This window comes from Laribacter hongkongensis DSM 14985, from assembly GCF_000423285.1.
GTDB classification, from domain to species: Bacteria; Pseudomonadota; Gammaproteobacteria; order Burkholderiales; family Aquaspirillaceae; genus Laribacter; species Laribacter hongkongensis.
This window is the reverse complement of sequence record NZ_AUHR01000006.1, coordinates 157,214-177,394: the sequence shown is the minus strand read 5'-3', so window position 1 is coordinate 177,394 and position 20,181 is coordinate 157,214. Positions and strand designations below refer to the sequence as shown.

General features: G+C 66.0%; 23 protein-coding genes. 7 read left to right on the top strand and 16 right to left on the bottom strand.

All coding sequences use genetic code 11. The annotated features are described in order from the left end of the window. Window position 1: 1 nt before the first annotated feature. Complete coding sequence (locus G542_RS18490) at window positions 2–160, bottom strand: hypothetical protein (protein WP_155826627.1); 159 nt, start codon at window positions 158–160, stop codon at window positions 2–4. On the opposite strand from G542_RS18490, the gene G542_RS16310 reads away from it, so the two are divergent. Next, window positions 159–1,016, top strand: coding sequence for an NUDIX hydrolase (locus G542_RS16310; RefSeq protein WP_012695811.1), 858 nt, complete (start codon window positions 159–161; stop codon window positions 1,014–1,016). The two genes, G542_RS18490 and G542_RS16310, sit on opposite strands and share 2 nt — an antisense overlap. A 167-nt stretch (window positions 1,017–1,183) precedes the next feature. On the opposite strand, the gene ubiA is transcribed toward G542_RS16310, so the two are convergent. Together ubiA and G542_RS0107840 are read right to left on the bottom strand one after the other, a co-directional pair. Beyond that, the gene (ubiA, locus tag G542_RS0107845; protein ID WP_027823836.1) at window positions 1,184–2,050 is read right to left on the bottom strand and encodes a 4-hydroxybenzoate octaprenyltransferase; all 867 of its coding nucleotides are present in this window, start codon (window positions 2,048–2,050) and stop codon (window positions 1,184–1,186) included. Next, window positions 2,047–2,553: a chorismate--pyruvate lyase family protein gene (locus tag G542_RS0107840; RefSeq protein ID WP_162142344.1), complete on the bottom strand. Its 507-nt coding sequence runs from the start codon at window positions 2,551–2,553 to the stop codon at window positions 2,047–2,049. The genes ubiA and G542_RS0107840 overlap by 4 nt, the downstream gene beginning before the upstream one ends. Window positions 2,554–2,680: 127 nt before the next feature. Between G542_RS0107840 and G542_RS0107835 the strand changes: the two genes are divergently transcribed. Continuing rightward, a complete protein-coding gene (locus tag G542_RS0107835) occupies window positions 2,681–3,148 on the top strand; it encodes a SixA phosphatase family protein (RefSeq protein ID WP_012695814.1) in 468 nt (155 codons plus the stop codon). A gap of 597 nt (window positions 3,149–3,745) precedes the next feature. Here the strand turns inward: G542_RS0107835 and G542_RS16305 are convergent. The 3 genes from G542_RS16305 to G542_RS0107815 form a co-directional block, all read right to left on the bottom strand. Then, a complete protein-coding gene (locus G542_RS16305; protein WP_012695817.1) occupies window positions 3,746–5,137 on the bottom strand; it encodes an ATP-binding protein in 1,392 nt (463 codons plus the stop codon). Continuing rightward, window positions 5,134–5,793: a response regulator gene (locus tag G542_RS0107820; RefSeq protein ID WP_012695818.1), complete on the bottom strand. Its 660-nt coding sequence runs from the start codon at window positions 5,791–5,793 to the stop codon at window positions 5,134–5,136. The genes G542_RS16305 and G542_RS0107820 overlap by 4 nt, the downstream gene beginning before the upstream one ends. Before the next feature lie 88 nt (window positions 5,794–5,881). Then, complete coding sequence (locus G542_RS0107815; RefSeq protein ID WP_012695819.1) at window positions 5,882–6,157, bottom strand: PepSY domain-containing protein; 276 nt, start codon at window positions 6,155–6,157, stop codon at window positions 5,882–5,884. A gap of 241 nt (window positions 6,158–6,398) precedes the next feature. Between G542_RS0107815 and G542_RS0107810 the strand changes: the two genes are divergently transcribed. After that, entirely contained in the window at window positions 6,399–6,992 is a 594-nt protein-coding gene (locus G542_RS0107810; protein WP_012695820.1) for an RBBP9/YdeN family alpha/beta hydrolase, read from the top strand. 6 nt (window positions 6,993–6,998) lie between these two features. Here the strand turns inward: G542_RS0107810 and G542_RS16300 are convergent, their stop codons facing one another. Genes G542_RS16300 through G542_RS0107785 form a run of 5 tightly spaced genes read right to left on the bottom strand, consistent with a single transcriptional unit; the run spans window position 6,999 to window position 11,296 of the window. Continuing rightward, window positions 6,999–7,556 (bottom strand): TIGR00725 family protein, encoded by a 558-nt coding sequence (locus G542_RS16300; protein ID WP_012695821.1) that lies wholly within the window; start codon window positions 7,554–7,556, stop codon window positions 6,999–7,001. Beyond that, entirely contained in the window at window positions 7,531–8,355 is an 825-nt protein-coding gene (locus G542_RS0107800; protein WP_012695822.1) for an ABC transporter permease, read from the bottom strand. Before G542_RS0107800 ends, G542_RS16300 begins: the two co-directional genes overlap by 26 nt. 26 nt (window positions 8,356–8,381) lie before the next feature. After that, window positions 8,382–9,458, bottom strand: a complete 1,077-nt coding sequence (locus G542_RS0107795; RefSeq protein WP_081666791.1) for an extracellular solute-binding protein — start codon at window positions 9,456–9,458, stop codon at window positions 8,382–8,384. 45 nt (window positions 9,459–9,503) lie between these two features. Then, window positions 9,504–10,532 (bottom strand): ABC transporter ATP-binding protein, encoded by a 1,029-nt coding sequence (locus tag G542_RS0107790; RefSeq protein WP_027823831.1) that lies wholly within the window; start codon window positions 10,530–10,532, stop codon window positions 9,504–9,506. Then, window positions 10,529–11,296, bottom strand: coding sequence for an ABC transporter permease (locus tag G542_RS0107785; protein WP_027823830.1), 768 nt, complete (start codon window positions 11,294–11,296; stop codon window positions 10,529–10,531). Before G542_RS0107785 ends, G542_RS0107790 begins: the two co-directional genes overlap by 4 nt. A gap of 131 nt (window positions 11,297–11,427) precedes the next feature. Here G542_RS0107785 and G542_RS0107780 point away from each other — a divergent pair, with 131 nt between their 5' ends. Next, window positions 11,428–12,327: a LysR substrate-binding domain-containing protein gene (locus G542_RS0107780; protein ID WP_027823829.1), complete on the top strand. Its 900-nt coding sequence runs from the start codon at window positions 11,428–11,430 to the stop codon at window positions 12,325–12,327. Window positions 12,328–12,900: 573 nt separating this feature from the next. Further along, window positions 12,901–13,254, top strand: a complete 354-nt coding sequence (locus G542_RS17490) for a DsrE family protein (RefSeq protein ID WP_012695828.1) — start codon at window positions 12,901–12,903, stop codon at window positions 13,252–13,254. Between the two features lie 9 nt (window positions 13,255–13,263). On the opposite strand, the gene G542_RS0107770 is transcribed toward G542_RS17490, so the two are convergent. From G542_RS0107770 to G542_RS0107760, 3 genes are read right to left on the bottom strand one after another with little or no spacing between them, the layout of a single operon-like run. Beyond that, complete coding sequence (locus tag G542_RS0107770) at window positions 13,264–13,722, bottom strand: flavodoxin family protein (protein WP_027823828.1); 459 nt, start codon at window positions 13,720–13,722, stop codon at window positions 13,264–13,266. Further along, the gene (locus G542_RS17485) at window positions 13,719–14,612 is read right to left on the bottom strand and encodes a DUF1853 family protein (RefSeq protein WP_051189968.1); all 894 of its coding nucleotides are present in this window, start codon (window positions 14,610–14,612) and stop codon (window positions 13,719–13,721) included. The genes G542_RS0107770 and G542_RS17485 overlap by 4 nt, the downstream gene beginning before the upstream one ends. A gap of 5 nt (window positions 14,613–14,617) precedes the next feature. Continuing rightward, window positions 14,618–15,394, bottom strand: a complete 777-nt coding sequence (locus tag G542_RS0107760; RefSeq protein WP_034985290.1) for an RNA methyltransferase — start codon at window positions 15,392–15,394, stop codon at window positions 14,618–14,620. Window positions 15,395–15,536: 142 nt separating this feature from the next. Between G542_RS0107760 and G542_RS0107755 the strand changes: the two genes are divergently transcribed. Continuing rightward, window positions 15,537–16,325, top strand: a complete 789-nt coding sequence (locus tag G542_RS0107755) for an inositol monophosphatase family protein (protein WP_012695832.1) — start codon at window positions 15,537–15,539, stop codon at window positions 16,323–16,325. Between the two features lie 341 nt (window positions 16,326–16,666). Here the strand turns inward: G542_RS0107755 and ychF are convergent, their stop codons facing one another. Continuing rightward, window positions 16,667–17,758: a redox-regulated ATPase YchF gene (ychF, locus tag G542_RS0107750; protein ID WP_012695834.1), complete on the bottom strand. Its 1,092-nt coding sequence runs from the start codon at window positions 17,756–17,758 to the stop codon at window positions 16,667–16,669. Between the two features lie 242 nt (window positions 17,759–18,000). On the opposite strand from ychF, the gene G542_RS0107745 reads away from it, so the two are divergent. Next, window positions 18,001–19,584, top strand: coding sequence for a GGDEF domain-containing protein (locus G542_RS0107745; protein WP_162142343.1), 1,584 nt, complete (start codon window positions 18,001–18,003; stop codon window positions 19,582–19,584). Here the strand turns inward: G542_RS0107745 and G542_RS0107740 are convergent. Continuing rightward, window positions 19,570–20,181 (bottom strand): DedA family protein, encoded by a 612-nt coding sequence (locus G542_RS0107740; RefSeq protein ID WP_027823825.1) that lies wholly within the window; start codon window positions 20,179–20,181, stop codon window positions 19,570–19,572. The genes G542_RS0107745 and G542_RS0107740 overlap by 15 nt on opposite strands.

The following is a 20,181-nucleotide window of genomic DNA, read 5'->3' as shown; positions in this document are numbered from 1 at the left end:
GCTAGTCTTGATTGGGCACCTGTCCGGCCGGCAGCGTCAAGCCAAATGCATGAAAGGCGGCCATCGTTCCGGTTGCACGGTGCGCTTTCACCCGGCCAGTGAAATCGGTTAAGGTCTTGCCTTTGTCCTGAAAAAAGGCAAATGGAATCGGGAGCGCCATGGCTGGGTTGATCGACTTTCTGCACACGCTGACGGATTGCCGGATGTCCGAGCTGACACCGCTGTCCATCCGCGGCGAACCCTTGGGGGCGCTGACGCCGGTCTGGCGCGAGCGGGTGCTGGCCCTGCCGTATTTTCATGCCGTGGCTGACGGAGTGGCCCTTGGCGAGGCCTTCCAGGGATACAACGACATCAGCGCTGTCCTCATGCGCGTGGCGCGCCAGTGGCGCGACAGCGGCGTGCTGACCGGCTGGCGCGACGAAAACTTCACCGCCCACGACCTGGACGGCCGTCCCTGTTTCGAGCTGGAGCGTGCCGCCTTTCGCGCTTTCGGCCTGCAAAGCCGTGCCGTGCACATCAACGGTCTGGTCCGCAATGCCGACGGCAGCTGGTGCATGTGGGTGGCACGGCGCAGCCCGCTCAAGTCGGTGGAGCCGGACAAGCTCGACAACCTGACCGGTGGCGGTGTGGCGGCTGGCGAAACCCTCAAGGCCGCCCTGCTGCGCGAAGGCCAGGAAGAAGCCGGCCTGGCACCGGTCTGGCTCAGCCCGCTGTCGGCCCTGGCGCCGGTCTTTGCCTGTCGCCACGTGCGGCGCGGTCTGCACCGTGAATGGCTGTATCCGCACGACCTGTGGCTGCCTGCCGGACTGGTGCCGCACAATACCGACGGTGAAGTCAGCGAATTCGTGCTGATGACGCCGGAAGAAGTCCTGGCCGCCCTGCTGGACGGACGCTTCATGGCCGATGCTGCCCTGGTGGCGGCCGACTGTCTGGCCCGGCATGAAGGGCTGGGCGCTGACAGCCCGGACGTCCTGCGCCTGCTGCATCCCCCGCATCTGGCCGGATTCACCGTATAGCGCTCCTGGGCCGCCCGAGGCGGCTGCCCGGTGCAACAACGCCGCTTCCTGCTGAAGCGGCGTTGTTTTTTTGTGCCGGTTGGCGGAGCGCTCCGGCCGGATGTTGTATCCGGCCGTGCGCGGGGGGAGGCCGGAGCGTTGCCCGGCGCACGCCGGAGCCGGCGGATTTACAGTGCTGGCCAGTGCAGGCTCAGCACGATGCCGGCAAAGACCGCCAGCCCGACACGGTTGTTGTCGAGAAAGGCGGCAAAGCAGACTGCCCGGTCGCGGCTGCGGATGCGGGCCAGTTGCACGCCGATCAAGGCTGCCGCCACGGCCAGGCCGGCAGTAAACGGCCAGCCGAGGTGCAGGTGGCGTCCCAGCATCGCCATCAGCAACAGGAACAGCCCCTGGCACAGCGCCACCGCCGCCACGTCAAAGCGGCCGAAGGTGATGGCCGAAGTCCGGATGCCGATCTTGAGGTCGTCCGGCTTGTCGGTGATGGCGTAGCAGGTGTCGTAGGCCAGCACCCAGAAGATGTTGGCCACGAACAGCCACCAGCCCTCCGGCGGGATGTGGCCCTGTACGGCGGCAAACGCCATCGGGATGCCAAAGCCGAATGCCAGTCCGAGATACGCCTGCGGAATCGGAAAAAAGCGCTTGGTGAACGGATAGGTCACCGCCAGGAACAGCGCCGGCAGCGTCAGCAGCAGCGCCAGCCGGTTGAGGGGCAGGGCGATCAGCAGTGCCAGCAGTGCCAGCCCGGCAGCCAGCAGCAAGGCTTCGCGCGGCGTGACGGCACCGCGGGCAAACGGACGCTGGCGCGTGCGCTCGACCGCGCCGTCGATGTCACGGTCGGCAAGGTCGTTGACGACGCAACCCGCCGCCCGCATCAGGAACGTACCGGCGACGAAGATCGCCAGGATGTCGAGTGGCGGCAGTCCATCCGCCGCCAGCCACAGGGCCCACAGCGTGGGCCACAGCAGCAGCAGGGTGCCGATGGGTTTGTCGATCCGCATGAGCTGGCAGTAGTCGAGCAGGCGTTGGCGATTCATGGCAGGGCAATTTCACAGTCAGGCAGGAACACTTCATGGACCAGCATGGGCGCACCTTCAAGCACGAAGCAGGCCCGGCGCGCCCACAGGGACGGGTAACCGGCACCGGGGTGCAGCGCCATGCACGGCGTGACGGCGGCAAATTCCAGGGGGCTGCGGGCAATGGCCGGATCACCGCCGAACAGGGTCAGGCCCAGCGACACGCCGCCACGGTCGAGGACAGGCAGCCAGCGTTCGCTGGCGCTGACGCTGCGTGCCCACACCACCCGGCGCTCCGCCAGCCGGAGCCAGACTTCGCGTATCCACAGCGTGGAGCCGGCGGCGACGGCCAGCGTCCGGGCTTCGTCCGCGCGCGCCGGGCCGGTGTACCAGGCCGCCACTTCGACCGAAAACGGCAGGCCGCTGGCCTTGAGGCGGTCGGTCAGCGAGCCGTCATGCGCCAGCAGCGGCCGCACCGGATGGTTGGCCGGCGGGGCCGCCAGCCAGTCAGGCAAGGAATTCATGCCCCGCATTATGCCAAAGTGCGCCGGCATGGTTGGCAAATTGCAACAGTACGGCGGCGTGGACATGGGCAGTTAATCTGTGGCTGCTAGGGTAAAACCATCACAATGCAAACAAGGACGAGACAGCATGGACCTGATTCTCTGGCGTCATGCCGAGGCTGCCGAGGGAGAGGTGGACCTGGTGCGCGAGCTGACCCGCCGGGGCGAACACCAGGCACGCGACATGGCCGCCTGGCTGGCGCCGCGCCTGCCGGCCGGCGCGCGGGTATTCACCAGCGAAGCCCGGCGCAGCCGCCAGACCGCACGTTATCTGGAGCGCCCGGCTCTGGTATTGCCGGAGCTCAATCCGGACCAGCCGTGGCAGCGGGTATGGGAAGCGCTGGACTGGCCGCAGTGCGGCGAAACCCTGGTGGTGGTCGGGCACCAACCCTGGCTCGGGCAGATTGCCAGCCGGCTGCTGTGCGGCGAGGCGCAATACTGGACAGTCAAGAAAAGCGGCCTGTGGTGGTTCGGCCACCGCACCCGTCATGGTGATGTCCAGACCATCCTGCGCGGCATGCAGACGCCGGCACTGCTGGAGTCGTCCGGACACTGATGCCGGACAAGAAACGGCGGCCGTTCCACCGGAAGCGGCCGCCCAACAACCTTGGAATCAACAAGACACCGGCAGCCGGCAGGCTGTCAGCCGGTGTCCGTGATGCGGGGCAGTCTGCCGCAACGGCGGCCTGACCGGCAATGCGGCCGAATGCCGCACCCGGACTCCGGGCCGGAAGGCTCCTCCATGGCGTGGGCGGATATCAGGCTTGCCCGGATTGCCACCGCTGCGTACCTGCCCGTACGCTTTTGCCAGCCCAGCCCAGCCCAGCCCAGCCCAGCCCAGCCCAGCCCAGCCCAGAGCAGCCCAGCCCAGAGCAGCGGGCGGATGAAGGACATGCGCAGCCGCCCCCGGACGGGCGAGCTGCGGGTATCGCGGGGAGGGAGGTTCCGGCTGGATTGGTTCCGGTCCCTGACTTGTTGCCGGCCCGGCACCGTAGTGGAGAGTGTTACCGGCAATACGGGCACCGGAGCGAAGCGTTCCCGCCACACCGGTCCGTCAGGCAGCGCTGCATGGTCACCGGCATCCGGGCCTGATGCCGGGAGATCGCCGGACAGAGGGGCTGCCGTGCTGGCAGTCCGGTGTCGGACAACAGGTTCAGCGTGGCAGACGCGGGCCGGGAGGTACGGCAGCACTGGGCAGACGCGACAGCCGTGCGACAAAGCCGCCGCCTTCGCGGTTGTCCAGCGACAGCGTCAGTCCGTGCAGCATGGCAATGCGCTCGGCAATCGACAGGCCCAGACCGCTGCCGGTCTGTTTCTGCCCTTCCGGCCGGGCAAAGCGTTCCTTCATGCGCGACAGCCATTCCGGCGCCACGCCGGGGCCGTTGTCACACACCGACAGGCTGGAGGGGTCACATTCCACCCACACCTCGCCGCCGGGCGGCGTATAGCGGATGGCGTTGTCGATCAGGTTGCGCAGCAGGATGTCCAGCAGGCCTTCGTCGCCGGCCAGTGGCCAGATGGCGGTACCGGAGGGCGGGATCAGGGTGATGGCGCGGTTGTCGGCAGCATCGGCACTGCGCTCGATCACCCGGCGGGCGACGGCGACCAGGTCGGCCGGCCGGCGGTCGGCGGCGGCCAGGTGGTCGAGCCGGGCCAGTGTCAGCAGCTGCTCGACCAGGCGGGTGGCGCGGTCGATGCCGGTCATCACCTGTACCAGCGCCTTGCGGCGGGCGGTGTCGTCACTGGCGAGCATGGCCACTTCGGCCTGCACGCGCAGGGCTGCCAGCGGCGTGCGCAGCTCGTGGGCAGCATCGGCGGTGAAGCGCCGTTCGTTGGTCAGGGTGGTGTCGAGCCGGGCAAACAGGCGGTTGAGCGCCACCACCAGCGGGCCGACTTCGGCCGGCACCGGGGCTTCGATCGGCTTGAGGTTGTCGGGCGCGCGTTCACGCAGGTCGCGCACCAGCCGGTCCAGCGGCAACAGGCTGCGGCGGACGGCCAGCCACATCAGTACTAGCAGCACCGGCAGCGCCATCAGCCACGGCATCATCTGGCCCAGCACCAGCCGGCCGACCAGCCGGTCGCGGGTCTTGAGACGCTGGCCGACCACGACGTAGGTGTCGTTCTTGGGGTCGCGCAGGTAAAAGAGCCGCCACTGCTTGCCCTGGAACATCACGTTGCGAAAGCCGCTGGCATTGGCGTCGAACGGCAGTTCGGTCTGGTTGATGTCGGCAAAGACGATCTGGTTGTGGTCGTTGCGCAGCTGGAAGGCGATGTCTTCGTCCATTTCGTCGCTGCCGTCGTCAAACAGCTCGTGCAGCTGGCGCGGCAGGGTCGAGCGGATTTCATAACCCTGCCCGCGCGCATCGAGGTTGACCGAGGCCAGCAGCTGGGCAAAGAACGCCTGCTCGGTGTCAAAGAGTTCGTTGACGGCCTGGTGGGCCGCCCGGTAGTTGATCATGGCGCTGACCACCCAGGCCGCCGGCAGGGTGATCATCAGCGCCACCAGCAGGCGGCGCTTGAGCGAGGGAACCGACGGACGCCTCATGCCTCGCCCAGCTGGTAGCCGACGCCGCGCACGGTGCGGATCAGCTGGCTGCCGAGTTTCTTGCGCAGGTGGTGCACGTGGACTTCCAGTGCATTGCTGTCGAGTTCCTGGGCCCAGCCGTAGAGTTTTTCTTCCAGCAGGGCGCGCGGCAGCACGCGCGACTTGTTTTCGAGGAACAGTTCCAGCAGCTGGAATTCCTTGGCGGTCAGCTCGACCGCCCGGCCGTCCTGCAACACCGTACGGGCATTCGGGTCGAGCACCAGCGTGCCGTGTTCGAACACCGGGTTGGCGCGGCCGTGCGAGCGGCGGATCAGGGCGCGCAGGCGGGCAACCACTTCGCCCAGGGCAAAGGGTTTGACCAGGTAGTCGTCGGCACCGGTATCCAGTCCGCGGATGCGGTCCTCGACCGAGTCGCGGGCGGTCAGGATCAGCACCGGCGTGTCCACGCCCTGGCGGCGCCATTCGCCCAGCACGTCGAGTCCCGACACCTTGGGCAGGCCGAGGTCCAGCACCACTGCGTCGTAGGGAGCGGCCGCCATGGCCGCGCGGGCGGCGGCGCCGTCCTTCATCCAGTCCACGTTGAAACCTGATTGCCGCAGTCCGGCCTCAAGGCCGTCGCCCAGGAGCGGATCGTCTTCGACCAGCAATACGCGCATGTCTGTCTCCCTGAAGGTTGCCCCGCCATGGTAATCCTGGCGGACCGGGCAACAAAAAGCCGGCACACGCCGGCATGGTGTCTTGATCTTATTTGTACTTGCAACTCACCACGCGTGCCGAGGTCGGGTCCAGCCGCAGTTCGACCCGGGCACCCTGGGCATTCCAGCCTTCGACTTCGGCGCAATTGCGCTCCATGTCAAAGCGTTTGAGTTTGTAACCCTGCTGGCGGACAGCCGTCAGCAGCTTTTCATCGCTCATCCATTCCGAGCGGGGCGCCTGGGTACAGGGCGTTGCCGGAGGATCGGCCAGGACAGGCGTGCTGGAGAAGGCCAGCAACGCCACGGCATAAGGGGCAGGCGACATGGCAGGTTCCGCAATCGGGGTACGACACACAACGACAGGCATTACACGCGAACTGACTTAATCGCGGCTTAGAACGGCCTGAATGGCGAGATTACACCGTTCATCACGATCCGGCAGGGATCAAGCCAATGCTTTATAAGAGAAAGCGCTTTGAAAGTGATTTCAAATTCCGTTTTGATATTTGAAGGTATGCCATTCTGTCCAGAACAGAATTGACCGACCGCCCGCAAAGGAGGGACACATGCCGACTTCCGCCTTGACCGCCACCGGCGACTGGCCGCTGCTGATCCAGCCCGGCTGGCAGGATTCCGGGCCTGAACACTGGCAAAGCCACTGGCAGCAGCGCCTGGGCGCCCGCCGCGTCCACAACCGCGACTGGCATGCCCCGCAGCTGGAAGAATGGCTGGCCGGCCTGCATGCCGGGCTGGAAGCCTGCGGGCGGCCGGCCGTGGTGATTGCCCACAGCCTCGGCTGCATTACCGTGGCCCACTATGCCCGCCGGCATCCGGAGCGTATCGCCGCCGCCCTGCTGGTGGCGCCGGCCGATGTCGAGCGCAGTGCCGTGCCGGCAGCGCTGGCCGGCTTCGGCCCGATTCCGCGCGCACCGCTGCCGTTTCCGGCCGTGGTGGTGGCCAGCAGCAATGATCCCTACTGCCTGCCGGTGCGGGCCGCTGCCCTGGCAGCAGCCTGGCAGGCGCCGGTCGAATGGCTGTCCGGTGCCGGACACATCAATGCCGGATCCGGACTGGGCGGCTGGCAGGAAGGCGAGCGCTACCTCCAGCGGCTGTACGAACAGTTGCAGGCCGGGCCTGCCCGGATTGCCGTCGGAGAATAACGGCAATCAGCCGCCGAGGTCGGCAGCCTGCTGCGGCGAAAAGCGCGCCAGCCAGGCCAGAGCGTCCAGCAGCAGGGTTTCCTCGTCGTCGTAATACTGCGCGCCGGCCACGTGCGGCGCCTGCGCGGTGGCGAATACGGGCTTCTTCCACTGCAAGGCCATGGCGATTTCCGACAGCGTGCCCAGCCCGCCGCCCACGGCAACGAGGCAGGCCGCGCTGCGCGCCACCAGCATGTTGCGCGACAGGCCGATGCCGGTCGGCAGCGCCACGGTCAGGAAAGGATTGCCGTGCGCGGCTTCTTCTTCCGGCAGCAGGCCGACGCAAATGCCGCCGGCGTCACGCGCACCGCGCGCGGCGGCCTGCATCACGCCGATCTTGCCGCCGCAGACCAGCGTCAGGCCGGCACCGGCCAGCGCCAGCGCCAGCCGGTAGGCCACGGCCTCCTGCTCGGGTGTGGCTTCACGCGGGCCGACGATGGCAACGGGCTGTGCCAGCCGCAGCGGTCCTTGCTGGCGGCGGGCGAGACGGTCTAGGGCTTCAATGACTGGACTGGAATACGGCATGTTCACGTCGACGGCTGAAATGGTCGCCCAGGCCCAGAATCAGGCTGCACAGGGCGAGAAGGACAATGGAAAGGGCGGCTGTCGCCGGGAAATCCGCGCCGCCGTCACCGATCTTGGCGTACAGCAGCAGCGGCAGGATGTTGACCTGGGTGCCGACCAGCGCCAGCGCGGTGCCGTAGGTGCCCATGGCCAGTGCGCTGACCAGTGCGCACGAGGCGCCGACTGACGGAGCGATCTCCGGCAGCACCACGTTGCAGAAGGCGCGGTACGGCGAAGCACCCAGCGTGCGGGCAGCTTCGATCGGTCGCGGGTCGAGGTTGGTGAATACCGGGTAGAGCGTCAGCGCCACCCGGGGAATCAGGTAATAGGCATAGGCCAGCGTCAGGCCGCCGACGGTGTAGATCCAGGCGCCGAATTCGGCCGGATCGGCACCCAGGTAGCCCAGCAACTGGGTGACAAAGCCGGCACGGCCGAAGGCGAGGATGAAGCCGTAGGCGATCACCATGCCGGAAAACGCCAGCGGCAGTCCCAGCAAGGCCATCCAGATGTCGCGCTGGCGCGGCGGCAGGTGGGCCAGCTGCCAGGCCACCGTCACGCCGACCAGCGTCGACAGCAGCCCGGCCGACAGGCCGAGCGCCACCGAATTGCGGATGGCCGGCCAGAACAGCGGATCGTCCAGCATGCGGACAAACGCCTCGCCTTGATCACTCATCGCCTCGGGCAGCAGGGCCACCAGCGGGAACACGAAAAAGAGCGCGATAAAGGCCAGGGCCGGCCACGCACCGAAGCGCTGCATCATGTCGGACTATTCCTTTGCCTGTTCAATCAGCGCGACAGCGCGGCCTTGCTCCACGCGGCGTCGATCTGCGCCTTGTGGGCCTGGGCCTTGATCACGTCCAGCGGCTTGATCTGCGGCGCGGCCGGCATCTTGTCGCTGACCGAGGCCGGCAGTTTCACGTCCGGTACCGACGGGCGCACAAAGCCTTCGGCGAACAGCTGCTGGCCCTTCGGGCTCATCACGAAGTTCAGCCACAGCTTGCCGGCCGACGGGTTCGGGGCGTTCTTGACGAGGCTCATGCCGTACGGAGCGGCGGCGCTGCCTTCTTTCGGGATGATGACGTCGATGCTGTCTTTCATGCCATCGAGGTACTTGGCTTTCAGGCCGTCGTTTTCGTAGCCGATCCAGATCGGGATTTCACCCTTGAGGAATTTGGCGTAAGGGGTGGTGCCTTCCACGCGCATGACGTTGCCGGCCTGGTGCAGGCGGCCGAGGTAGTCCACGCCCGGCATCGGGTTGTCCATCGAGCCGCCGTTGCCGAAGGCGGCGGCAAACACCGCGACCTGGCCCTGGCCGGTCGAACGCGGGTCAAGGTAGACCACGCTCTTCTTGTATTCCGGCTTCAGCAGGTCGGCCCAGCTTTGCGGGCTGTTCTTGACCAGCTTCTTGTTCACGAGGAAGGCGACGTTGAGCGAATGCACGGTAAACCAGCGGCCGCTGGCATCGCGGAACACCGGAGTCAGCTTGTCGAAATTGACCGGCTTGTAGCCTTCGACCACGCCCTTGCTGGTGGCGTCCACGGCCGAAGCAGCAAAGTAGTAGGCGGTGTCGGCCTGCGGACGGCGGCGGGTCTTGTCCAGTGCCACCACGGTCGCGGCCGAACCCAGGTCGTTGTAGGTCAGCTCGACTTCGGGATAGCGGTCCTTGAAGGCCTTGAACAGCGACTTCCAGTTGGCCCATTCCGGCCCGGTGTCGAACGACACCACGATGCCTTCCTTGGCGGCAGCGTTGTACAGCGCCTTTTCGCCCGGATAGATTTCCGGGCCGCTGAACGCCATGGCCGGCAGGGCAAACAGGGTGGCAGTCAGGCCGGCGAGCAGGCGGCGACGGGGCAGACGGGTCATGAGGGTTCTCCGCGAACGGTGGCAGGTAGGGAAAAATCGGCAGGATCAGTTGTCGAGCAGGCGTACGTGTTCCGGCGCCACGGCGATGGCGTGCTCCGGCACCTGGCGGGCATCGCCCAGCCACACGGTGTCGCAGCCGTCGACCTGGAAGTCGTAGCGGGTCAGGGCACCGAGGTAGCGCTTGAGGGTGACGCGGCCGGGCAGGCGGTTGACGGTGCCGGCCGGCGGATCGGTGTCTATCGATTCGGGGCGCACCAGCATCCTGACCGCACTGCCGATGGCACGGGCGCCGGTATCGCAGCGCAGGCGGGCAAAGCCGAGGTCGATTTCATCCGTGGCACACACCGTGGCCGGCAGGATGGTCGACAGGCCGACAAAGCGGGCCACGGTTTCGTTGCACGGTGCCTGGTAGAGTTCTTCCGGCGTGCCGTATTGCAGCACGCGGCCGTGGTCGAGCAGGGCCACGCGGTCGGCCATGGTCAGGGCTTCTTCCTGGTCATGGGTGACCAGCAGGGTGGTGGCGCCGAACTGCTGTTGCAGGGTGCGGATCTGGTCGCGCAGCTGGCCGCGGATGGAGGCATCCAGTGCCGACAGTGGTTCGTCCAGCAGCAGGGCCTGCGGGCCGAAGGCCAGCGCCCGGGCCAGTGCCACCCGCTGTTGCTGGCCGCCGGACATCTGGCCGGGCAGGCGGTCGATGTGCGCCGACAGGCCGACCAGTTCCAGCATTTCCAGCGCGGTCTTGCGCCGTGCCGCCTTGGCCACGCCGCGCATCTTCAGGCCGTAGGCGACGTTTTCGGCCACGGTCAGGTGCGGGAACAGGGCGTAGTGCTGGAACATCATGCCGATTTCGCGCTGGTGCACCGGCACGTTGGAGAGATCGCGCTCGCCAAGGCGGATGTGGCCGGAGTGTCCGGTCAGCAGGCCGGCCGTCAGGCGCAGCAGGGTGGTTTTGCCCGAGCCGCTGGGGCCGATCAAGGCGACGAGTTCGCCGCTCTCCAGGGTGAGGTTCACATCGAACACGCCCATCGGCGTGCCGCGATACTGGAAACTGACTTGTTCGTACGAGAGGCTCATCGGGTGCGGGACGAAAGGGTGGAGGTCAGGGAGGCAATCGTGGCCAGCAGCAGCAGCACGACCGTGGCGGCGCAGGCAAAGCCCGAGGCGCCGTAGAACGCTTGCAGCAACACCACCGGGAAGGTGCGGTTCTGGAAGCCGACAATCAGGTTGGAAATCTGGAATTCACCGATCGACAGGGCGGCTACCATCACGAGGCCGGACAGCAGGCTGTGGCGCAGGTTGGGCACCACGATGCCGAAAAAGCGTGCCATGGGCCGGGCACCCAGCGTGGCGGCGGCCTGTTCGAGGCGGTCAAGGCGCTGGTGGCGCAGGTCGGTCACCAGCGTCTGGGTCAGGTAGGGCAGGGTCAGCACGACGTGGGCGGCGATCAGCAGCGGTGTGCTGCCGAGCCACGGCAGGGCGTCGGTATTGAAAACGAGGATGTAGCCAAAGCCCAGCGTGATGGTGGGCACGGCCACCGGCAGCAGGGTCAGCATGCGGGTGGCGAACTGGTTGCGCTGGCGGGCTCCGTGTACCAGGGTATAGGCCAGCGGGACGCACAGCAGCACGTTGATGGCACAGGCGCTGACGGCGACCAGCAGGCTGGTGACAAAGGCGCGGGTGAAGCTGCGGTCGTCCCACAGTTCGGCGTACCACTGTCCGGTATGCCCTTCGGGCAGCAGGGTGTTGATCCAGGTCTCGCCGAACGAGCCGGTCAGGATCAGGCCGATGGGCAGGATCAGGTAAAGGACGTAAAACAGGGAAACCAGCCGGGAAATCAACGCAGACCGCCTTGTGCAATGGGGTTCAGGGGCAGGACGCCGCGCATTATTAATTGGTTAAGTATTGATATGGATGAATTAATGGAACGAAATGCGTGCGTTTTTTTCACGCAAGCGCGCATCATGACCACATGAAACGCACGTGTCCGTCCATTCATGAGCTTCTGGCGTTCGAAGCCGTGTCACGCCATCTGTCGATTGCCCAGGCGGCCGACGAGCTGTGTGTCACGCCCAGTGCCGTCAGCCGGCAGATATCCGGGCTGGAACGCTTTGTCGGCATCCGGCTGCTGGCCCGGCACGGCCGGCGCTTTACCCTGACGCATGCCGGCCGGCTGTATCTTCAGCGCATCCAGCCGGCCCTGCTGGCGCTGGAAAACGCCACCCTCGACCTGATCGACGGCCCGCAGGGCGGCGGCACGCTGTCGCTGGCTTCGGTGCCGACGTTTACCACCAAGTGGCTGATCCCGCGCCTGTCGGATTTCAGCCGCCTGCATCCGGGCATCACGCTGGCCTTTCACCGGCATGTGTCCGGCAAGCAGGCGCAGCCGATCGACGTGGATGTGGCCATCCGTTACGGCAATGGCGTGTGGCCGGGCGTGGTGTCCGAGAGCATCACGCTGCGGCGCTTCTTGCTGGTCGGACCGCCGCAGGGCGTGGATGGCATGGCGCCTCCGCGCAATCCGGCGGACCTGGCCCGCCAGACCGTGCTGCAACACCAGGGCGAACCGTCGCTGTGGACCGAGTGGGCGCAGATCATGCAGGTACCCGACCTGGTGCCGCGCCCCGGTCCGCGTTTCGAGCACTTCGGTTCGCTGATCCGCGCAGTGGAGGCCGGCATGGGCTACGCACTGGTGCCGGTCTGCCTGATCGAAGAAGAGCTGGAGCAGGGGCGGGTGGCCGAGCCGTTTCCCAGCGCTGCCATCCTGGCGCAGGGGCATTACCTGTGTTACCGCCCCGAGCAGCTGGAATCGCCGGTATTCGAGGCATTCCGCAGCTGGATTCTGGAAGAGGGCGCCCGCAGGCGCATGTAGTCCGGGAGGCAAAAGCGCTCCTGCGTGACCGGCGGCCTGCCTGCACGCTGAATGGCGCATCTGCCCTGACAAGACCGGTCATGAACATGCCCGGTTCATGCGTGTACGGTGTCTGCATGAAAGCCGTTTGCCTGGCGGCTGCTTGCCCGGGCAAGTATCAAACGGTGAGTTTTTGACAGGACTTTCCGGCGTGCAGCGGCATGCACGGGGATACCGGCGACCGGGGCGGTGCGTGTCGCTGAATGAACACCGGTTTGTTGTGCCATCGGTGAATGGTGCAAGGTCAGGAGCCTGTGGCAGGACCGGAGTCGGTGTTCCGCTGTCCGTTTCGCGCGGTGGCTCGCAGATTCCGGACATCAGCCCGGCAACCGCTGCATCAGGTGCTACAAATCGGGAGGCAAGCGGCCTGATGCCGCCTGCACGTTGACGGCAGGTTATGGAAGGCACCCGAAAGACGGCATTGATGCCGAACCCCCCGGGGAAGCCGCATGCCGGTTTACCGTCAATGCGTTTCTTTCAATGACCGTTCCGGCCAGATACCGGTCTGGCCGGAACGGAACAGGAGTACACAGCATGTCTGCACAAGTGGCTTTTCATGTCGACCAGGCCGATGACGCCGTGTTCCAGATGGCGCTGGGCAACATCAACCACACGCTGGCCAGCTACGCCGGGCGCGGTGAACCGTGCACGGCGCATCTGGTGCTGACCGGACCGGCCGTCCTGCGGCTGGCTACGCTGCCGGATGCCATGCAGCTGACGCTGATCGAGCTGGTACGCCGTGGCCTGCTGGTCGAGCCGTGCCGCAATGCCATGGCCGCATTTCATGTCACGGATGCCGCCCTGCCGGATTATGTGCAGCCGGTGCCGGCCGGCATCGTGCGCCTGATCGAATTGCAGCAGGCCGGCAGCGCCTATATCCGGCCGTAGTCCGGCGGCTCAGAATACGCCCAGTTCCAGCCCGCAGGCGAGGCCGGCCCCTAGTTCGGCCGCCGCAGCCAGGTCGGCTGCTGCCGGAATGCCGCGCACGATCAGCGGCGGAGCGATTGGCGTCAGCGCATGGCCGCGGACGATGCGTTCCACGCTGCCGGCGGCTCCCCGGCCATCGTTGCCGGCGGACACCAGCAGGGCGTAGGGGCGGCCTTCGACGCGGCCTTGCGCCGGATAAAAGGTACGGTCGAAAAAATCCTTGAGGGCGCCGGCCATGTAGCCGAAGTTTTCCGGTGTGGCGAACAGGACGCCATCGGCGGCCAGCAGGTCGTCCAGTCCAGCTGATCGGGCCGGCAGCAGGCGGACGGTGACGGTGGGAGCAGCCAGCCGGGCGGCATCGGCCGCTGTTGCGGCCAGCGCATGGGTGTGGCCGGTCTGCCCGGCCCACAGGATCAGCAGGGTGGTCACGGCTGCGATGCCAGGGCGTCGATGCGTGCCTGCAGGCGTTTGAGCGGTTCGGATTGCGGCCAGCCGGGCGGAACGCACAGATGGCGGCGGACTTCTTGCCAGTCGCCGTTGCCGGCCGGGGCCAGCTCGGCCAGCAGGGCCGGGGTCTGCCGGGTGCCGGAGAGGCTGGCCGCGAGTGCGTCCGGCTCAAGGCAGGCCGGGGCCAGCCAGTCCAGCCGGGGCAGGACTACCTGCCGGTGTGACGGGTCCAGCATGGGGTGGACGGTATGACCCCAGCTGGGTTCCTGTTCGCCGGCAAGCGTCAGTGGCCGGAAATGCTGGCCGCGCAGGATGCTGCCGCTGCGGCAACCGGCAAAGCCGGCCGGCAGGCTGCTGCGGGCCGCCGGGTGGCGGCTGAGGGCCAGCTGCCGTTGCAGGCTGGCCTGCTTGAGCAGCTGGGCGTCGTGCAGGCTGGTGCCGATCCAGTCCTGGCGCTGGCCGTCGTCCACCAGCAGGAAAAACTTGCTGGCGGTTTCCAGGTGCCAGGGCTCGCCGTCGAGCCAGACCAGGAAGTCGAATTCGCCGATGACGTGGCCTTGCCCGTAGACCAGCCGGTTGGCGGCGGCGAGACGGATGTGCGGTGCCTGGGTGAACCAGAAGGCCAGCAGGGCTTCGGCCAGCCGGCCCAGCCGGTTGGGGGCCTGGGCGGCCAGCCAGTCCAGCAGCGGTGCCGGGGCTGTGTCGAGTGCCAGCAGGCGGCTGATGCCGGTATCGCCCAGCAGCACGGCGCGCGGCACTTCCTGACCGCTGTCCCATGGCGATGCGCCCAGCAGCAGTACGGCGAGCGAACGGACTTCGGGAACGCGCAATACGGACAGCAGCGGGGCCAGGCGGGCATCGGCACAGGGCATGGTGGTCAGCTTTCGTTGTCGCGGCGGGTCGGGTCGGGAACCAGGCCGGTCTTGCGTTCCACCTGCTTGAGGATGCCGCGCAGGATGTCGATTTCCTGCCGTTCCAGGTCGGCACGGTCAAACAGGGTGCGCAGCCGGCGCATCAGGCGTTCGCTGTTGCGGCGCTCGTAAAAACCGATGCCGGACAGGGTGTGGTCGAGGTGGCCGTACAGTCCTTCCACTTCGTCGCGGCTGGCGCGTTCGGTCTGGAAGCGCAGGTGGTCGAGCGGGAAGTCGAGCTGGCTGAAAAGCTCGTAGCTCATGACCTGTACGGCCTGGGCCAGGTTGAGCGAAAAATAGTCCGGGTTGCCGGCGATGGTGACGAGCCGGTTGCACTGGCCGGCTTCTTCGATCGACAGGCCGAAGGTTTCGTTGCCGAATACCAGTGCCACCTGCTGTCCCTGGCGGGCGGCGTCGAGCAGTTCGGCGCAGGCGATGCGCGGGGCGGCCAGGGGGGTGGTGATTTCGCGCTTGCGGCTGGTCAGGGCGCAGGCCAGGGCCACGCCGTCCAGTGCTTCGCCCAGCGAGCCGGTGACGACGGCCTGTTGCAGCACGTCGACGGCACCCGAGGCCAGCGTGTCGGCTTCGGGATCGGGAAAGCGCCTGGGGCTGACCAGATACAGGCGGGTCAACCCCATGGTCTTCATCGCACGGGCGGCGCTGCCGATATTGGCCGGCAGCGAGGGGCGGGCGAGCACGACGCGAACATTGCGCAGAAAATCAGGGACTTCGGGTTTCGGCATTGTGAGACTTGGAGTAGAATCCGTACCCATTATGAGGGCCCGGACATGTGCGCCGGGTCTTTGCGTTCTTGAAAACCCGACTATTCATGACAGCCGGCTTCTGTCGAGGCCGGCTGCCTACCTTTGTGAGAAAGGCTATCCCATGCATCCGATGCTGACGATCGCGGTCAAGGCCGCTCGCCGTGCTGCCAACATCATGCAGCGCGCGTCAAGCAATCTTGACCTGATCCGCGCCGAGCAGAAACAGCACAATGACTTTGTGAGCGAGGTGGACCGCGCTGCCGAAGCAGCCATCATCGAGATCATCCGGGAGGCTTATCCCACTCACGCCATTCTAGCCGAGGAGTCGGGCGGTGCCGCGCTGGATGGTGAATTCGTCTGGATCATCGATCCGCTCGACGGCACCACCAACTACCTGCACGGCTATCCGCAGTATGCAGTGTCGATTGCCCTGGCCCAGCGCGGCCAGGTGACCCAGGCCGTGGTCTATGACCCGAACCGCAACGACCTGTTTACCGCATCCAAGGGTTCCGGTGCCTTCCTGAATGACCGCCGCATCCGTGTCAGCAAGCGCATCAGCCTGACCGACAGTCTGGTTGCCACCGGTTTCCCGGTCAGCGACCTGAGCTATCTCGACAGCTACCTTGCCATGTTTGTCGACATGCTTAAAAAGACCGCCGGCGTGCGCCGCGAAGGTGCGGCCTCGCTGGACCTGTGCAATGTGGCCTGCGGTCGCGTCGACGGTTTCTGGGAACTCAACCTCAAGCCGTGGGACATCGCAGCCGGCAGCCTGATCGTGCAGGAAGCCGGCGGTATCGTGACCGACCTTTTCGGTGAGCAGGGCTGGCTGGAATCGGGCGACATCGTGGCCGGCAACCCGAAGGTACTGGCCCAGATGCTGCACGCACTGGCTCCGCACGTCCGTCACTGATCCTGTCTTGCCAGCAGAAAGCCGCCGGAATCCGGCGGCTTTTTTTGCGTCTGTTGCGGGAGGTCAGGCATGAAATGCCCGGTACAACCGGATGCCCGAGAAGTGTGTCTGACAAGGGGGTGGTTTTCCGGAGCATTACTGGCCGGTTTCACCGGAAAAAAGCTGTTGTCCCGTACTGATTGGGTCAGCTGTTCCGGGTTTCCTGTCGCGGGCTGGTGTGACCATGCCCGGTATGTCACGACGCGGAGTGACATGCTGCGGCAACAAAAAACCCCGGTGAATCCTGGGAAACACCGGAGTTTTGAGGTGCCACGCGATGGCGTGACACGAAGGCATACGGTTTAGACGTTGAACAGGAAGTTCATTACGTCGCCGTCCTGAACCACGTATTCCTTGCCTTCGGCGCGCATCTTGCCGGCTTCCTTGGCCTTGGCTTCGCCGCCGTACTGGATGAAGTCGGCAAACGAAATGGTCTGGGCGCGGATGAAGCCGCGTTCGAAGTCGGTGTGGATCACGCCGGCAGCCTGCGGGGCGGTATCGCCCACGTGGATGGTCCAGGCGCGGACTTCCTTCACACCGGCGGTAAAGTAGGTTTGCAGGCCGAGGAGCTTGTAGCCGGCGCGGATCAGGCGGTTGAGCCCCGGCTCTTCCAGACCCATTTCGGCGAGGAAGTCGGTCTTGTCGGCATCGTCAAGGTCGGCAATTTCCGATTCGATCGAGGCGCACAGGGCCACGACCGGAGCACCTTCGGCATCGGCCAGGGCCTTCAGGCGGTCAAGGTGGGCGTTGTCGGCAAAACCGTCTTCCGCCACGTTGGCGACGTACATGGCCGGCTTGATGGTCAGGAGGCACAGTGGCTTGACGATGGCCAGCTCTTCCGGACTCAGCTCCAGCGAGCGGGCCGGCTTGCCCTGGTCAAGGTGCGGCACCAGCTTTTCCAGCACGGCGACCAGTGCACGGGCGTCCTTGTCACCGGCCTTGGCTTTCTTGCCTTCGCGGTTGAGGGCTTTTTCCACTGCCGACAGGTCGGCCAGGGCGAGCTCGGTGCCGATGGTTTCGATGTCGGCGATCGGGTCGACCTTGCCGGCCACATGGACGATGTTGGGGTCTTCGAAGCAGCGCACCACGTTGACGATGGCGTCGGTCTCGCGGATGTTGGCGAGGAACTGGTTGCCCAGCCCTTCGCCCTTGCTGGCACCGGCGACCAGCCCGGCGATGTCGACGAATTCGACGATGGCCGGTTGCACGCGCTGCGGATTGACGATTTTCGACAGCTCGTCCAGGCGCGGGTCCGGCACTTCGACGATGCCGACGTTGGGTTCAATGGTGCAGAACGGGTAGTTGGCGGCTTCGATGCCGGCCTTGGTCAGGGCGTTGAAGAGGGTCGACTTGCCGACATTGGGCAGGCCGACGATGCCGCATTTGAGGCTCATGGAGATTCCTTTTTTTGCATCTGGCCGCTGCGCGCTCGGGCGTGGCGGCAAGGATTCGGGGGCGCGGGTCAGGCCACGCTGAAATTGGCGCGATTGTAGCATTGACTGGCGGCCTGGCCGCAGACCGCTGCGCCGCTGGCCCAAGCCTGACCTAGGTCAGCCAGTCTGGCGATTTGCGGGTAAAGTTGCTGCAAATGGTCTATTCTTCGCGGTTTTTGCGCGAAGCAACAGCCAGGCCGCTGATGTTTTATTCCGTTTTTCGCCCAAGGTCATTGCGGGCCTTGCTGGTGGCCGCCAGTGCCGTACTGGCGGTTCTGGTAATAGGGTTGGCGTGCTGGCTGGCCTTGGGCAGTCTGCACGCCCAGCTGGACGAGCGGCAGCAACGCATGCGCGAACAGCTCGACGCCTATCTGCTGTGGCGCGTGCAGCCGCTGGTGGACCGCAGCGAGCGCCAGCTCGATCTGCTGTACCGGATGCTTGATCTTGACCAGGTGCGCCGTGGCGAAAGCCCGGTCACCATGGCGTGGCGCTATGTGTCCGAGATCAAGCCTGAACGCCATTTCGTCTTTTTCTACAACCTCAAGCACCGCAGGCTCGACAGTTTTCCGTTCTGGCCGGGGGACGGCATTTTCCAGCCGGAAACGCGGCCGTGGTTCCGGGTCGCGCAGGGGCGCCATGACGGCGTGCAGTGGATCGGGCCGTATACCGAATATACCGACGGACGCAGCGTGGTATCGATGGTGCGGCAGGTGCGCGACCATGACGGCAGCCTGCTCGGACTGCTGGTCGTGGATTTTTCGGTCGATGTCCTGCGGCAGGACCTCGACAGTGCGCTGGGTGGTTCGGGAGGCAACCTGCTGTCGGTCAGGACGGCCGGTGGAGCCGAAGTCCTGTCTAGTGGAGAAAATCCGGCACCTGACGATGTGAGGATACCTTCCCGTGTATCGTCCATGCTGCCTTTGCCGGAACACGCAGGCGGGCTGGCTCAGGCATTGCTGCACGGTATCAGGAGTGAGCGCCGGGTGGCCGGGCCGGAGTGGGTGGTGCAGGTCAGCACCAGTGGCGCACAGTTGCGGGCACAGCTGTGGCAGGCATTCCACCGCAGTGCGCTGGCCCTGATTTGCGTCGTGCTGCTGCTTGGCGGCGGTTCCCTGTATCTGCTGCGCGTGTTGCGCCACGAGCAGGCGATGATCCGTTCGGTGCTGAACCGGCTGGAAGAATACGGTCAGCTGGACAGCACGGCCGAACTGTCGCCGGCGCGGCGGCTGTTGTTCGTACGCGAAAACTACGCTGTGGTCGGCCGGCTGGTTGAACGCTTCCGCCTGCAGGCCCACGCGCTGGATTACGACTGCCTGACCGGGGCGTTGACTCGTCATGCGTTCAACCGTGACCTGGCCGGATGCTGGCAGTCCGGTGGCGACTTTGGCCTGATGTTGTTCGATGTTGACCACTTCAAGGGACTGAACGACCGCTTTGGCCATCCGTTCGGCGACGCGGTGCTGCAACGCATCGTGGCCCGGCTCGACAGCCTGCCTTGGCCGGTTGCGTGCTACCGGCTGGGCGGGGACGAATTTGCCCTGGTGCTGGAGCCGGGTATCGGACAGGCATCGTTTGTCCACGCATTCCTGCGGGCAGTGGCCGAGATGGAGTGGCGCGAGGTCGATGCCAGCGTCAGTATCAGCATCGGCGGTGTATTGCGGCATGAGGCCGACAGCCAGGAAGCGCTGATTGCGCTGGCCGACCGGCGTCTGTATGCCTGCAAGCGGCGTGGCCGCGGCTGTGCGCTGGTCAGTGACGGTGTTGCCGGAACGCTAGAGCTGCCGTGAAATCCGGCGGCGCCAGAGCCACCAGAGCGTGAGCAAGAGCAGGATGCTGCCGGCCAGGATGCCGATCACCCGTTCTTCGGTGTGCAGCGCCTGTTCCAGCCAGGCGCGGTGATGGGCGCCGTAAAACCCCAGTACCACCTTGACCGGTACGGTCAGCAGGACGGCGAGGCCGTCGGCCAGCAGGAAGCGTGCAGGCGCAATCTGGCGGCTCATGCCGGCGACCAGGTAGACGGCCACCCGGATGCCCCACAGGAAGCGGGCGGCAAACACGAACCAGATGCCGCGGCGGGCAAAGGCTGCGCGGATGCCGGCCTCGCGTTCGGCACTGACCAGCCGGTCGAAAAAGCGCCACTGGCGGATGCGGTCGCCCCAGTGCCAGCCGATGGCGTACATCGCCACGTCGCCCAGCAGGACTCCGAGAAAAGTGATGACCAGCATGTCGGCCAGACCGGCATGGCCAAGGCCGGCAACGATGCCGGCGCTGACCAGAACCACGTCTTCCGGTATCGGCACGGCCAGACCGCCTGCCAGCAGCAGGACAAAGGCCAGAAGCGCCGCATGCGGACTCAGGAGCGAGACCAGCCAGGCGCTCGACAT